The organism is Streptomyces sp. NPDC093591 (assembly GCF_044764885.1).
Lineage (GTDB): Bacteria > Actinomycetota > Actinomycetes > Streptomycetales > Streptomycetaceae > Streptomyces.
Map to the genome: position 1 here is coordinate 118,719 of NZ_JBIWIY010000026.1, position 14,056 is coordinate 132,774.

The window sequence follows — 14,056 nt, forward strand, 5'->3', positions numbered from 1 at the left end:
CCCGCTCCGATCACCCTCGGACACCCCCTCTGATCACCCTTTCCGATCCGGAGAACTCCCTTGAGACGCATAGCCGTACGGCTGCTCATGGCCGTCCTGGTCGCCCTCGCGGCCTGCCTCGTCGGCCCGTCCCCCGCCGCCCAGGCCGCCGTGCCCGCCTCCCCCGCCGTGACCTACACCAACCCGATCGCCGAGAAGCGGGCCGACCCCCACATCTTCAAACACACCGACGGCTACTACTACTTCACCGCGACCGTCCCCGAGTACGACCGCATCGTGCTGCGCCGGGCGACCACCATCCAGGGCCTGTCCACGGCCCAGGAGGTCACCATCTGGACCAAGCACACCAGCGGCGTGATGGGCGCGCACATCTGGGCGCCCGAGATCCACTTCATCGACGGCAAGTGGTACGTCTACTTCGCCGCCGGCGCCACCAACGACATATGGGCGATCCGCATGTACGTCCTGGAGGGCACCGGCGCCAACCCGCTGACCGCCACCTGGACGGAGAAGGGGCAGATCAAGACCCAGTGGGAGAGCTTCTCGCTGGACGCCACCACCTTCGTCGTGAACGGCGTGCGCTACCTGTCCTGGGCGCAGCGCGACCCGTCCGTGAACAACAACACGGACATCTACCTCGCGAAGATGGCCAACCCCTGGACCATCACCGGCACTCCGGTGATGCTGTCGCGGCCCACCTACTCCTGGGAGACGGTCGGCTACAAGGTCAACGAGGGGCCGGCGGTGATCCAGCGCGGCGGCAAGGTGTTCATGTCGTACTCGGCGAGCGCCACCGACAGCAACTACTGCCTGGGACTGCTGTCCGCCTCCGCGAGCGCCGACCTGCTCAACGCGGCGAACTGGACCAAGAGTGCCACGCCGGTGTTCACCAGCAACGCCGCCACCGGCCAGTACGGTCCGGGCCACAACTCCTTCACCGTCTCCGAGGACGGCAAGAGCGACATCCTCGTCTACCACGACCGCAGCTACAAGGACATCAGCGGCGACCCGCTCAACGACCCCAACCGCCGCACCCGCGTCCAGAAGCTGTACTGGAAGGCTGACGGCACCCCCGACTTCGGCATCCCGGTGGCCGACGGAGTCACGCCGCAGCGCTTCTCGTCGTACAACTTCCCGGACCGGTTCATGCGCCACTGGGAGTACCGCGCCCGCATCGAGGCCAACGTCTCCCCGCTCGCCGACTCGCAGTTCCGCGTGGTCACCGGCCTGGCGGGCAGCGGCACGGTCTCCCTGGAGTCCACCAACTTCCCCGGCTACTACCTCCGGCACAAGAACTTCGAGGTGTGGGTGGAGAAGAACGACGGGACGGCGACGTTCGCGTCCGACGCGAGCTTCTACAAGCGAGCCGGGCTGTCCGACTCGGCAGGCGTCTCGTACGAGTCGTACAACTACGCCGGGCGCTACATCCGGCACTTCGAGTACCTGTTGCAGGTGCAGGCACTGAGCACGGCGACGGACAGGGCGGACGCCACGTTCTACGCCCAGTGAGGCGCAGCCGGTACGGGGAGCGGTGGATCACCGCCGGTCCCCGTACCGGCCGGCGCCGCCACCCCGCCGCCACCCCGCAGCCACAGCCCGATTCCCTAAGATCGCTCCGTGGTCACCTTCCTCCTCGAACGCACGGTTCCGCTCTCCCTCGACGAGGCGTGGCGCCGTCTGACGGAGTGGCCCCGGCACGGCGAGGTGGTCCCACTGACCCGTGTCACGGTCACCACTCCCCCGCCGACCCACGTGGGCTCCCGTTTCGTGGCCCGCTCGGGAGTCGGCCCGCTCTCGTTCGGCGACCCGATGGAGGTCACGGTGTGGGAGCCGCCGGGTGAGGAGACTCCTGGTCTGTGCCGGCTGGAGAAGCGGGGCAGGGTGGTGACGGGCTGGGCCGAGATCGAGGTGCGGCCGGGACCGGGCGGGCGGGCGCGCGTGGTGTGGCGCGAGGAGCTGGGGGTACGCCCGCTGCCGGCGCTGTTCGACGGCGTACTGGAGCGGACGGCGCGGTATGTGTTCGGGCGCGCGGTGAACCGGCTGCTGAGGCAGCCATGACGCGGGTCGCGCGGGCGCGCTGGGAGGACCACTTCGCCCGGGGACGGGGCTTTCGGAGCGTCAGGGAGCGGGAACTGCGGCTGCTGGGCCAGGCGGTACGGCCACGCGCCGGCGCCCGGGCCCTGGACATCGGCTGCGGACTCGGCACGTACGCCGCCGCACTCGCGGGGCTCGGCTACGACACGCTCGCCGTCGACTGGGCGGACGCTGCGGTGGCGGCGGCCCGCGACCGGTACGCGGATCTGGAGCCTCGCCTGCGCGTACGCCGCCTGGACTTCGAGGACGCCACCGAGGTCGCGGCGCGCCTGCCCCGGGCCGGCTTCGACCTCGTGACGATGCGGCTGGTCCTCGCCTTCATGACGGACAAGGGGGCGGTCGCGGAACGGGTGCGGGGGCTGCTGGCGCCGGGCGGGGCGTGGGTGGTGACGACGCCGCTGGCGGAGCGGTTGCCCGAGGAGCGGCGGTACATCGGGGTGACGGCCGAGGACGTGGCGGCCGTGACGGAGGGGTGGGGGCGTGGGGAGTCCTACGACCTCGACGGGGGCGGGGTGCGGTGCTTCGTGCTGCGGGTCTGAGTCCCGGGCGGCGAGCGTGACAGAGTGGCGCCATGATCGAGACAGGGGCAACGAGCTTGGCGCCGGACGAAGTCGAGGCCTTGGCGGTGGACGGTCTGCGGTGGCTGCTGTCCGTCGCACGTGACAGCGGGGGCGACGGCCTCGTATGGCCGAAGAGGCCCTCCGACGACGAGCCCGATCCCCTGCTCTACGGCGGTACGGCGGGCGTCGTCCCGGTCCTCCTGGAAGCATGGCGGCACTTCGGCGACGACTCCTACGCGGACGCCGCCCGTCGAGCGGCCCGCGGTCTGGCGGACTCCGTCGAGAGCTACGACCACGACTCCCTCTACTTCGGCCGCACCGGAATGGCCCTCGCACTGCGGGCCGTCCACGACGCCCTGGGTGACACCGCCGCCGGCGCCGCCGCCGACCGGGCTCTGGAGTTGGTGCGGTCACGCTTCGACGGGACACGGTGGGGCGAGCTGTTCGAGCTGATGGGCGGCAACGCGGGCATCGGCCTCGGTGCGCTCCTCACCGGCCAGGAGGACCTGGCCGTCCAGGCAATGGAGCCCTATGCCCGCACAGCCGAACGGACCCCGGCCGGGGTCCAGTGGCAGCATCGGCCCGGCGCGCCCGCGCGCATGCACCACATCTCGCACGGCACGCTCGGCATCGTGTACGGGCTGGCCACGGTGGGCCACGTGACCGGCCGAAAGGACTTGGTCGAACTCGCCCTGGCCGGTGCCGCGGACGTCGTGTCGCGCAACGAGGACGGGCCCGACGGCTTCCTCGTCCCCCACTCCGACCCGCACCACCGCCCCGACGTGGTCGAGCGGTACAACTACGGCTGGTGCCATGGCCCGACCGGTGACGCCCAGGTCTTCCGCCTGCTGCGGGACATCACCGCCGACCCCGCCTGGGCTGCCCTGGCCGACCGCTGCTGGCACACCGTCACGCACTGCGGCCTGCCGCGCCGGGAGCACCCCGGCTTCTGGGACAACCACGGCCGCTGCTGCGGCACGGCGGGCGTGCTGGCGCTGGCCTGCGACCGGATCGCCGAGCAGGGCGACGGCCACGATTTCGCCCAGATCCTCGTCGTCGACCTCGCCGCCCACGCCACCCGCGACGCCGACGGCGCCCGCTGGTCCAACGTCGAGCACCGGGCCACCCCGAGCGACCTGGAAGCGGAGACAGGGTGGGCCATGGGCAACGCGGGCATCGTCCGCGAGCTCCTTCGTCACGTCAGGATCGGCCGGGGCGGCGACCCGGCCTACGCCTTCGCCTGGCCCGACCAGCCGGTACCCCGGGCTCAGGCCACCGACCCGATACGCCCCGCCGGCGACGACACCGCGTCGTGATGGATCGGCGTGTGCGCTCCCGTCAGTGAGGCCCCGCTCCCGCCACGCCGGTCGGCGACGATCTCCGCGGCGATCGACAGGGCCGTCTCCTCGGGCGTACGGGCGCCGAGGTCCAGCCCGATCGGAGACCGCAGCCTTGCCAACTCCAGGTCGGTGACGCCGACTTCGCGCAGTCTCTCGTTGCGGTCCAGGTGGGTGCGGCGGGAGCCCATCGCGCCCACGTACGCCACCGGCAGGCGCAGTGCCAGCCGCAGCAGCGGTACGTCGAACTTGGCGTCGTGGGTGAGGACGCACAGGACGGTACGGGCGTCCACGGAGGTCCGTTCCAGGTACTGGTGCGGCCACTCCACGACGATCTCGTCGGCCTCCGGGAAGCGGGCCCTCGTCGCGAAGACGGGGCGGGCGTCGCACACCGTCACGTGGTAGTTCAGGAACTTGCCGATCCTTACCAGCGCCGACGCGAAGTCGATGGCGCCGAAGACGATCATCCGGGGCGGCGGGACCGAGGACTCGACCAGCACCGTGAGCGGGGCGCCGCAACGCGAGCCCTGCTCGCCGATCTCCAGGGTGCCGGTGCGGCCCGCGTCGAGGAACGCGCCCGCCTCCGCCGCGACCGTGCGGTCCAGCTCGGGGTGGGCGCCGAAGCCGCCCTCGCGGGAGCCGTCGGGCCGGATCAGCAGCGCCCGGCCCATCAGCTCGCCCGGCCCCGACACGATCCGTGCCACCGCCGCCGCCTCCCCGCCCGCGGCCGCCCGCAGCGCGGCCGCGAGCACCGGGCGGGCCGGATCCTGGGCCCGTACCGGCGTGACGAGGATGTCGATGACGCCCCCGCACGTCAGGCCGACGGCGAAGGCGTCCTCGTCGCTGTAGCCGAAGCGCTCCAGGACCGTCTCGCCGTCCTGCAGCGCCTGTTGGCACAGCTCGTACACCGCGCCCTCCACACAGCCGCCGGAGACCGAGCCGATGGCCGTACCGTCGGCGTCCACCGCGAGCGCGGCGCCGGGCTGGCGGGGTGCGCTGCCGCCGACCGCCACCACGGTGGCCACGGCGAAGTCGCGTCCCTGCTCGACCCACCGGTGCAGCTCTTCGGCGATGTCCAACATCTCTCGGTCTCCTTGACAGCGGTTGTGCGGAGGGCGGTTCACTGACCTGCTAGTGCACGCCCATCCAGCTCTCAATGGGATTGAGGGCGAAATAGACCAGGAAGATGCCTGTCAGGGCCCACATGAACGCCCCGATCTCCCGTGCCTTGCCCTGCGCGCCCTTGATGGCGACGTACGAGATGACACCGGCGGCGACACCGGCCGTGATCGAGTACGTGAACGGCATGATCACGACGGTGAGGAACACCGGGATCGCCGTGGCCCGGTCGGACCAGTCCACGTGCCGCGCGTTCATCATCATCATGGCGCCGATGACCACCAGGGCCGCCGCCGCGACCTCGCCCGGCACGATGGCCGTCAGCGGGGTGAAGAAGAGGCAGGCCGCGAAGAACAGGCCGGTGACGACCGAGGACAGGCCCGTACGGGCGCCCTCGCCCACGCCGGTCGCCGACTCGACGAACACCGTCTGGCCGGATGCGCCGGACACGCCGCCGATAGCACCGCCAGCGCCGTCGATGAACAGCGCCTTGGACAGGCCCGGCATCCGGCCCTTGTCGTCGGCGAGCTTGGCCTCGGTGCCGACGCCGATGATCGTCGCCATCGCGTCGAAGAACCCGGCGAGCACCAGGGTGAAGACGATCATGCCGACCGTCATCGCGCCGACCTCGCCCCAGCCGCCGAACTCGACGTTGCCGAAGATCGAGAAGTCCGGCATGGAGACGGCGCTGCCGTGCAGTTCGGGTGCGCCGCTGGCCCACTGCTTGGGATCGATGACGTTCAGCGCGTTGAGGACGACCGCGAGGACGGTGCCGCCGACGATGCCGATCAGGATCGCGCCGGGGATGCCCCGCGCCTGGAGCATGAAGATCGCGAGCAGCGTGACGGCGAAGAGCAGGACGGGCCAGCCGGCCAGTTCGCCGGCGGGGCCGAGGGTGACCGGGGTGGCCTCGCCCTGGTGCACGAAGCCGGCCTTGAAGAAGCCGATCAGGGCGACGAACAGGCCGATGCCCATGGTGATCGCGTGCTTCAGCGCGAGCGGGATCGCGTTCATGATCATCTCGCGCAGGCCGGTGACGACCAGGAGCATGATGACCACGCCGTACATCACACACATGCCCATGGCCTGCGGCCAGGTCATCTGCGGGGCGACCTGCGAAGCGAGGACGCCGGAGACGGAGAGGCCGGCGGCGAGGGCGAGCGGCACCTTGCCGAAGAAGCCCATCAGCAGCGTGGTGAGGGCCGCCGCGAACGCGGTCGCGGTGATCAGGGCCTTCTGGGCGAGGGTGTCCCCCGCCGCGTCCTTGCCGGACAGGATCAGAGGGTTGAGCAGGAGGATGTACGCCATCGCCATGAAGGTGGTGATGCCGCCGCGCACCTCGCGCGCGATCGTGGACTCTCTCTTGGATATGTGGAAGTACCGGTCGAGCCAGGACCTGCCGGCCGGGACGCGGGTGCCTTCTCCCGCGTCTTCGGCTGTGGTCCTGGGCTCCATTGACTGCTGGGTCATGTGGGCCTACTCCCAAGGTTCACAGGGGCCCCCGTCAACCGCCTTTGCGGCCACGGGATTTGGGAAGGTGCTTCGGCCGCACGACCCGGGGGACGGCCCGAGACGAACGATCTGAGTACTCCGGGCGGCGCGGCGAAGTGTGACGTTCCCGGCGCCGCCCGGAGAGTTTCTGGGGGGTTCCTTACGCCGTGCCGGTGAGGTGCTCCGGCCGTACCGGCGTCCGGTCCAGCTCCAGCCCGGTCGCGTTCCGGATCGCCGCGAGGACGGCCGGGGTCGACGACAGGGTGGGGGCCTCGCCGATGCCGCGCAGCCCGTACGGGGCGTGCTCGTCGGCGAGTTCGAGCACGTCGACCGGGATGATCGGCGTGTCGAGGATGGTCGGGAGCAGGTAGTCCGTGAAGGACGGGTTCCTGACCTTCGCGGTCTTGGGATCGACGACGATCTCCTCCATCACCGCGATGCCCATGCCCTGGAGGGTGCCGCCCTGGATCTGGCCGAGGACGGACAGCGGGTTGAGGGCCTTGCCGACGTCCTGGGCGCAGGCCAGCTCGATGACCTTGACCAGGCCGAGCTCGGTGTCGACCTCGACGACGGCGCGGTGCGCGGCGAAGGAGTACTGGACGTGGCCGTTGCCCTGGCCGGTGCGCAGGTCGAAGGCCTCGGTGGGGCGGTGCCGCCACTCGGCCTCGACCTCGACGGCCTCGCCCTCCAGGACGTCCACCAGGTCGGCGAGGACCTCGCCGCCGTCGGTGACGACCTTGCCGCCCTCCAGCAGCAGCTCCGCCGTCGCCCAGGCCGGGTGGTAGGAGCCGAACTTGCGGCGCCCGATCTCCAGGACCTTCTCGCGGACGAGCTCGCAGGAGTTCTTCACGGCGCCGCCCGTGACGTACGTCTGCCGCGAGGCCGACGTCGAACCGGCGCTGCCCACCTGCGTGTCCGCCGGGTGGATCGTCACCTGGGTGACGCCCAGCTCGGTGCGGGCGATCTGCGCGTGGACGGTGACGCCGCCCTGGCCAACCTCCGCCATGGCGGTGTGCACGGTCGCGACGGGCTCGCCGCCGATGACCTCCATGCGCACCTTGGCGGTGGAGTAGTCGTCGAAGCCCTCGGAGAAGCCGACGTTCTTGATACCGACCGCGTAACCGACACCGCGTACGACGCCTTCACCGTGCGTGGTGTTGGACAGGCCGCCCGGCAGCTGCCGTACGTCCGCGCCCTCGCTGCTCTCCCACTGGCGCTCCGGCGGCATCGGCATCGTCTTGACGCGGCGCAGGAGTTCGGCGACCGGGGCCGGGGAGTCGACCGGCTGCCCGGTCGGCATGATCGTCCCCTGCTCCATCGCGTTCAGCTGCCGGAACTCCACCGGGTCCATGCCCAGCTTCTTCGCCACCTTGTCCATCTGCGCCTCGTAAGCGAAGCACGCCTGGACCGCGCCGAAGCCGCGCATGGCGCCGCAGGGCGGGTTGTTGGTGTAGAGGGCGATGGCCTCGATGTCGACGTCGTCGACCACGTACGGGCCGATGCTGAGCGAGGAGGCGTTACCGACGACCGCGGGCGACGCGGAGGCGTACGCGCCGCCGTCGAGCACGATCCGGCACTTCACATGGGTGAGCTTGCCGTCCTTCGTGGCGCCGTGCTCGTAGTAGAGCTTGGCGGGGTGACGGTGGACGTGCCCGAAGAAGGACTCGAACCGGTTGTAGACGATCTTTACGGGCTTTCCGGTCCGCAGCGCCAGCAGACAGGCGTGGATCTGCATCGACAGGTCCTCGCGACCGCCGAAGGCGCCGCCGACGCCGGCCAGCGTCATCCGCACCTTCTTCTCGGGCAGGCCGAGCACGGGCGCGATCTGGCGCAGGTCGGAGTGCAGCCACTGGGTGGCGATGTAGAGGTGGACGCCGCCGTCCTCGTCCGGCACGGCGAGGCCGGACTCCGGGCCGAGGAAGGCCTGGTCCTGCATGCCGAAGGTGTACTCGCCCTTGACGATCACGTCCGCCTTCTTGGCGGCCTCCTCGGCGTTGCCGCGGAGGATCGGCTGGCGGTGGACGATGTTCGGGTGCGGGACGTGGCCGCTGTGGTGGTCGTCGCGGTTCTCGTGGATGAGGATCGCGTCCGGGGCGGTCGCGGAGGCCTCGTCGGTGATGACGGGCAGCTCGCGGTACTCGACCTTGATCTTCGCGGCGGCCCGGCGCGCGGTCTCCGGGTGGTCGGCGGCGACGATCGCGACCGGCTCACCGTGGTGGCGTACCCTGCCGTGCGCGAGGACCGGGGTGTCCTGGATCTCCAGGCCGTAGTTCTTCACCTCGGTCGGCAGGTCGTCGTACGTCATGACGGCGTAGACACCCGCCATGGCCAGCGCCTCGCTCGTGTCGATGGACACGATCTCGGCATGCGCGACGGTCGACCGCAGGATCTGACCCCAGAGCATGTCCTCGTGCCACATGTCGGACGAGTACGCGAACTCGCCGGTGACCTTGAGGGTGCCGTCCGGGCGGAGCGTCGACTCACCGATGCCGCCCTTGGTCTGGGAGCCCTGCGTGATCTTCGTGGGAGCGCCGTTGGTGGGCATGCTCAGACCGCCTCTCCCTGCCGGGCGGCCGCCAGGCGGACCGCGTCCATGATCTTCTCGTAGCCCGTGCAGCGGCACAGGTTGCCCGACAGGGCCTCGCGGATGTCCGCGTCGGTCGGGTTCGGGTTGCGCTCCAGCATCTCGTCGGCGGCGACCAGCAGACCCGGCGTGCAGAAGCCGCACTGGACGGCGCCGGCGTCGATGAACGCCTGCTGGATCGGGGAGAGTTCGGTGCCCTCGCCGGTCTGCGAGTCCTGCCCCTTGGCCGCCCACTGCTGGGCGTCCTGCAGCGAGGTCCCCGCTTTCCCGTCCGTACCGCAGGCACCGGTCGCACATCCACCGTGCTCGGCACGCTGCTTGGCGAACTCGGCGAGCCCCTCGACGGTGACGACCTCACGGCCCTCGACCTGCCCGGCGGCGACCAGGCACGAACACACCGGCACACCGTCCAGCCGGACGGTGCAGGAACCGCACTCGCCCTGCTCACAGGCGTTCTTCGACCCCGGCAGACCGAGCCGCTCGCGCAGCACGTACAGAAGGCTCTCGCCCTCCCAGACGTCGTCGGCTTCCTGCGGACGTCCATTGACAGTGAAGTTGACGCGCATCAGGCGACACTCCCCTTCTGATTGGTACGGCCGTCAGTGCCGCGGTACGACTCCCAGGTCCAGGTCAGCGTGCGGCGGGCCATGATGCCGACCGCGTGGCGGCGGTAGCTCGCCGTGCCCCGGACGTCGTCGATCGGGTTGCAGGCGCCGGAGCACAGCTCCGCGAACTGCTTGGCGACCGACGGGGTGATGATCTTGCCGTTGTCCCAGAAGCCGCCCTCTTCGAGCGCCGCGTTCAGGAACTCCTCGGCGGCCTTGGCCCGCACCGGCGTAGGGGCGGCCGAGCCGATCCCCGTACGCACGGTCCGCGTCTCGGGATGCAGGGCCAGCCCGAAGGCACACACGGCGATGACCATGGCGTTCCTGGTCCCCACCTTGGAGTACTGCTGCGGCCCGTCGGCCTTCTTGATGTGCACGGCCCGGATGAGCTCATCCGCTGCCAGCGCGTTGCGCTTCACGCCGGTGTAGAACTCGTCGATCGGGATACGGCGGCTGCCGCGCACCGACTCGACCTCGACCTCGGCGCCTGCCGCCAGGAGGGCGGGGTGGGCGTCGCCGGCCGGGGAGGCGGTGCCGAGGTTGCCGCCGACGCCGCCGCGGTTGCGGATCTGCGGGGAGGCGACCGTGTGCGAGGCGAGGGCCAGGCCCGGCAGCTCGGCGCGCAGGCTCTCCATGATCTGGCTGTACGGGACGGAGGCACCGAGCCGCACGCTGTCCTCGCCGACCTCCCACTCGTAGAGGTCGCCGATGCGGTTCAGGTCGAGGAGGTACTCGGGCCGGCGGTGGTCGAAGTTGATCTCGACCATCACATCGGTGCCACCCGCAATCGGCACAGCGGTGGGGTGCTCGGCCTTCGCGGCGAGCGCCTCCTCCCAGCTGGCGGGGCGAAGGAAGTCCATGACCGGCTCTCTTCTTCGTCTCGTGGGTCGTACGGTTTGAGCCAGATCAGGTGCGGCAGGCCCGGCTCGTTCATGTGCTGTTAACGCGCATTGACGTCAGTACACAGCGCCGTGCTCCACCGGGGTCAGTCACGGAAACCATGAAGGAGTTGGCTGGCCAGGGAGGTCATCTTGTAGATTCGTATGAACAGAGGTCACCAGTAACCTCCCCGTTTTTCCGTGGAAACGTGAGACACACCCCGTGTGACCAGGCACACAGCCGGGACACAGCTCGGGAGACGGCAGTCACCCTGGACCGGCCCGCCGGACGGGCCGCTCACGACACACCCTCCTGGATCCATCGTAGATTTCGAGACAAAGAACGGCGGCGACGAGAATGCGGCTGCGCGCACTGCTGGACACCGACGCGCTGGGCCTCAAGCTGCTCGGCGGCGAGGAAGAGCTGGACCGCACCGTGCGGGGTGTGATGACCACCGACCTCAGGGACCCCAGCCGCTATCTCTCGGGCGGCGAGCTGGTGCTCACCGGGCTGGCCTGGCGCAGGAACGCCGCGGACTCCGAGCCTTTCGTGCGCATCCTGGTGCAGGCCGGTGTGGCCGCGCTGGCGGCCGGCGAGGCCGAGCTGGGTGACATCCCCGACGACCTGGTGCTGGCCTGCACCCGGCACCGCCTGCCGCTCTTCGCGGTGCACGAGTCGGTGGCCTTCGCGACGATCACCGAGCATGTCGTACGGCAGGTCAGCGGCGAGCGGGCCGGGGACCTGGCGGCCGTCGTCGACCGCCATCGCCGGATGATGACGTCGGGCCCTGCGGGCGGCGGCCCGGACGTCGTCCTCGACCTGCTGGGCTCGGACCTGGACCTGCGGGCTTGGGTGCTGGCGCCGACCGGGCGGCTCATCGCGGGCTCGAAGGAGGGGGGCCCGGCACTCCCCGCGGAGATGTGCGCGAAGCTGGCGGCGGAACACCTCTCGGCCGCCCGCACAGCCCGTCGCGGCCCGCACCGCACGACCATCGGCAGCACTGCCTACTCGCTCTTCCCGATCCGCAGCGGCGCCCGCTCCCCGCGGGCGGCGCGGGACGTGCGCGAGACGGTGCTGTCGGACTGGCTGCTGGCCGTGGAGGCGGACGCGAGCGACTGGCCCGAGGAGCGGCTCGACCTGCTCCAGGGCGTCACCCAGCTGATCGCGGTGGAACGCGACCGGCGCGACGCAGCCCGCACGGTCCGCCGCCGCCTCGCACAGGAGGTCCTCGAACTGGTCCAGACGGGCGCGGCCCCCGCCGAGATCGCCGCGCGCCTGCGGGTGGCGGCACCGGTCCTCCTGCCCGGCCTGGGCGCGGCCCCGCACTGGCAGGTGGTGGTGGCCCGCGTCGAGTGGGAGGGCCAGGACACCGAACCCGGCCCGATCGCCCAGTCCCTCCTGGAGGAGATCCTGGTCGACCCGCTCGCGACCGGCCCCGAACCCTCCGACCGCATAGCCGTGGCCCACACCGGCGACGAGGCCATCGCCCTCGTCCCCCTCCCCGCGGTCTCCTCGGAGCACGACGGCTCCGAAGCGGGCATCCACGCGGACACGCTCCTCGACTCGATCCGGGACGCGCTGTCGGCGGGCCTGGACGGCGACGGCCGGGTCACGCTCGGCGTGAGCGCGGCGGTGCACTCGGCGGAGGGCCTGCGCGGCGCTCTGGAGGAGGCCCGGCACGCCCGCCGCGTCGCGGCAGCGCGCACGGGCCGGGTCTGCGCGGCGGGCCACCAGGAGCTGGCCTCCCACGTCCTCCTGCTCCCCTTCGTCCCGGACGACGTCCGCCGGGCCTTCACGGCCCGCCTCCTGGACCCGCTGCGTGACTACGACCGCCGGCACCGCGCCGAACTGATCCCCACCCTGGAGGCGTTCCTCGACTGCGACGGCTCCTGGACCCGTTGCGCGACCCGCCTCCACCTGCACGTCAACACGCTGCGCTACCGGGTGGGGCGAATCGAGCAGTTGACGAGCCGGGACCTGTCCCGCCTGGAGGACAAGCTGGATTTCTTCTTGGCATTGCGGATGAGTTGAGCCCGCGCGACACCTCGCACGAGCGGCAACGGACGGCACCAAGTGCCGCCGCTGTCCCACGACTTTGTGAAATCCTTCACCCACCCTCTTGGCCGAACCCGGCGATCCATGCTGAGATGCCGCCACCACTCAACAGCTCGATGGCGTGCTCGGGGAGGGCGAGGTGGCGTATACCGCCATGTCTGGTAACGGAACGACCGCCGGTGACGATCCACTCCAGACCGCGGTATGGCGGCTGCGCTCACGCGCTTGCTGGTCGGACGCGGCGGCCCTGCTACAGCCGGTGACCCCGCAGACCGCGCTGCAGCGGGCGTCGCTGCTGGTGGAGCGCTGTCTCTACACCGAGCAGGGCTGGGAGGAGGCCGAGGACGCGCTGCGCACGGCCGAGGCGCTCGCGCACGGTGACGACGAGCGGGGCGCGGCCGCTTGTGAACGCGGGCAACTTGCGTACGCGTCGACACTGCACGGAGTGCGCGACCGGGCCGACGAGGCGCGGGCCGCGCTGGGGCGGGCGGCGGCGCTGATCCCTCCGGGGGCGGCGGGCAGGGCCCTGCTCGACTTCCGCCGGGGGCTCCTGGCGGAGAACCTGGCGCGCTCCCCGCAGGCGGCCCGCGCGGCATACCGCCGGGCCCACGCGGGCGCGACGGCCCACGCCGACCCGCTCCTCCTCTCCTTCACCTGGCGCCATCTGGCCGGACTCGCCCTGCGGGACGGCGAGTTGGCGGAGGCCCGGCACGGCTTCGCCGAATCCCTCCGGATCCGCGAGGAGTTGGGCTACCTGGTGGGCACGGCCCCCGCGCTGGCGTCCCTCGCCGACGCGGAGACCGAACCGGAGGCCTCCCGGCTGCGCGACGAGGCCCGCCGCCTGTTCCGCCTCCTGGGCGGCGTACCCACCTGGCTGGCCCGCCAACTGTCCCCCACCCCACCGGCCCCGGAAACAGCCACGGCGTAACGCCGGACCGGGTCCCTCGCCCCCGCCGCCCCTACCCGTCCCATCCCCAGGGGCTGCCGCCCCTCCAACCCCCTGGGGACCTGCGGCCCCCAGACCCCCGCATCGGCCCTGAACGGGCCTCGTCCTCAAACGCCGGACGGGCTGAAGTGCCTGGACCGGCGCCGAGAGGTGAAGCCCCCTACGGGTGGGTGGGATGGTGTGGTCTCGTCTTCGAACACCGGGCAGGCTGAAATGCACGGGCCGGCGCCGCAAGGCGCCGGACGAGGTCGAACGCGTAGCCCCGCGGGCCCGCAGTCGCGCGCGGCGGGAAGGGGACGTGCCGGGGGGTGTCCGCCCGCAGAGTCCGGTGTCAAGAAACGGCACCTCCTGGCAGTACGCCCACCACCGGACCGAGGACGGACACC

General features: G+C 71.3%; 11 protein-coding genes. 6 read left to right on the forward strand and 5 right to left on the reverse strand.

Annotated elements, in window-relative coordinates:
* The first annotated feature begins 87 nt into the window (after positions 1–87).
* The 4 genes from ACIREI_RS41645 (at position 88) to ACIREI_RS41660 (ending at position 3,970) form a co-directional block, all read left to right on the forward strand.
* On the forward strand, positions 88–1,509 hold the full coding sequence (locus tag ACIREI_RS41645) for a family 43 glycosylhydrolase (RefSeq protein ID WP_403344977.1): 1,422 nt from the start codon (positions 88–90) through the stop codon (positions 1,507–1,509).
* 108 nt (positions 1,510–1,617) lie between these two features.
* The gene (locus ACIREI_RS41650; protein WP_403344946.1) at positions 1,618–2,058 is read left to right on the forward strand and encodes an SRPBCC family protein; all 441 of its coding nucleotides are present in this window, start codon (positions 1,618–1,620) and stop codon (positions 2,056–2,058) included.
* A complete protein-coding gene (locus tag ACIREI_RS41655; RefSeq protein ID WP_403344948.1) occupies positions 2,055–2,633 on the forward strand; it encodes a class I SAM-dependent methyltransferase in 579 nt (192 codons plus the stop codon). The genes ACIREI_RS41650 and ACIREI_RS41655 overlap by 4 nt, the downstream gene beginning before the upstream one ends.
* 32 nt (positions 2,634–2,665) lie before the next feature.
* Positions 2,666–3,970 carry a lanthionine synthetase LanC family protein gene (locus tag ACIREI_RS41660; protein WP_403344949.1) on the forward strand — a complete coding sequence of 435 codons (1,305 nt, stop codon included), beginning with the start codon at positions 2,666–2,668 and terminating at the stop codon, positions 3,968–3,970.
* Here the strand turns inward: ACIREI_RS41660 and ACIREI_RS41665 are convergent.
* The 5 genes from ACIREI_RS41665 to ACIREI_RS41685 form a co-directional block, all read right to left on the reverse strand.
* Positions 3,922–5,073, reverse strand: coding sequence for an XdhC family protein (locus ACIREI_RS41665; protein ID WP_403344951.1), 1,152 nt, complete (start codon positions 5,071–5,073; stop codon positions 3,922–3,924). The two genes, ACIREI_RS41660 and ACIREI_RS41665, sit on opposite strands and share 49 nt — an antisense overlap.
* A 49-nt stretch (positions 5,074–5,122) precedes the next feature.
* Complete coding sequence (locus ACIREI_RS41670; protein WP_403344953.1) at positions 5,123–6,580, reverse strand: NCS2 family permease; 1,458 nt, start codon at positions 6,578–6,580, stop codon at positions 5,123–5,125.
* A 181-nt stretch (positions 6,581–6,761) separates the two neighbouring features.
* Positions 6,762–9,146 (reverse strand): xanthine dehydrogenase family protein molybdopterin-binding subunit, encoded by a 2,385-nt coding sequence (locus ACIREI_RS41675; protein ID WP_403344954.1) that lies wholly within the window; start codon positions 9,144–9,146, stop codon positions 6,762–6,764.
* 2 nt (positions 9,147–9,148) lie between these two features.
* Entirely contained in the window at positions 9,149–9,751 is a 603-nt protein-coding gene (locus ACIREI_RS41680; protein ID WP_403344956.1) for a (2Fe-2S)-binding protein, read from the reverse strand.
* Positions 9,751–10,650: an FAD binding domain-containing protein gene (locus ACIREI_RS41685; RefSeq protein ID WP_403344957.1), complete on the reverse strand. Its 900-nt coding sequence runs from the start codon at positions 10,648–10,650 to the stop codon at positions 9,751–9,753. Before ACIREI_RS41685 ends, ACIREI_RS41680 begins: the two co-directional genes overlap by 1 nt.
* Positions 10,651–11,026: 376 nt before the next feature.
* Between ACIREI_RS41685 and ACIREI_RS41690 the strand changes: the two genes are divergently transcribed.
* Positions 11,027–12,700: a PucR family transcriptional regulator gene (locus ACIREI_RS41690; RefSeq protein ID WP_403344959.1), complete on the forward strand. Its 1,674-nt coding sequence runs from the start codon at positions 11,027–11,029 to the stop codon at positions 12,698–12,700.
* A 163-nt stretch (positions 12,701–12,863) separates the two neighbouring features.
* The gene (locus ACIREI_RS41695) at positions 12,864–13,652 is read left to right on the forward strand and encodes a hypothetical protein (protein ID WP_403344961.1); all 789 of its coding nucleotides are present in this window, start codon (positions 12,864–12,866) and stop codon (positions 13,650–13,652) included.
* The last annotated feature ends 404 nt before the right edge of the window (positions 13,653–14,056 follow it).